The sequence below is a fragment of the Protofrankia sp. CiP1_Cm_nod4 genome (assembly GCF_982290645.1).
In genome coordinates, this window is sequence record NZ_CEVIVC010000178.1 from 2,142 (window position 1) to 2,761 (window position 620).

A 620-nucleotide genomic window follows, 5' to 3' on the forward strand; every position below is an offset into this window, starting at 1 on the left:
TTTCCACACCTCGGACGGCTGATGCCCGTGGACTGAGATGGCCACCGGCTGATCTACTCGTCTACTCGTCTACTCGTCGGAACCGACATGATGGCCGGCGCAGACGGCGAAGGCGTGGGCGGTGGTGTTCGGGGCAGGCTGCCCACCAGTGGCTACGATCCCGCTCCAGCTGGTGGGGTTGACAGTGCCGTCGACAGCCGGGCTGCCCGCGGCGTCACTCGGGTAGCTGCCCCGCAGATGCACACCGCCCTGGAGCGAGCCGGCGGGCTTCGGCAGCGGGTCCGCGGCCGCGGGCGTCACCCACGCCCAGGCGAGGGCTGCCGCGCAGAGGACGGCGACCGAGCCGCTACCGACCGATCTCATGGACACCGTACGTAAAACAATGTTCCCCGCCGAATCCTTACCGATCATCCGGTCATCCGATCATCCTTTGTCGACAGAGCACGTGACCTGGTGGAGGTGCGGCCGCGTCTCCGGCTCCCGGCCACGAGCACCGACCGATGGCCACAAGCCGCAGGAGCCCCCACGAGCCGCGCTCCGCGCCCGCGGCCGCACCTGCGCAGGCGCCCGACCCACCTGGCATTACTACGCAGACGCGAACATTATCAGGCCATCAGGTG

General features: G+C 68.5%; 1 protein-coding gene. It reads right to left on the reverse strand.

Annotated elements, in window-relative coordinates; genetic code table 11:
* Positions 1-69: 69 nt before the first annotated feature.
* On the reverse strand, positions 70-363 hold the full coding sequence (locus AC5LSR_RS21730) for a hypothetical protein (protein WP_250289649.1): 294 nt from the start codon (positions 361-363) through the stop codon (positions 70-72).
* Positions 364-620 lie beyond the last annotated feature (257 nt).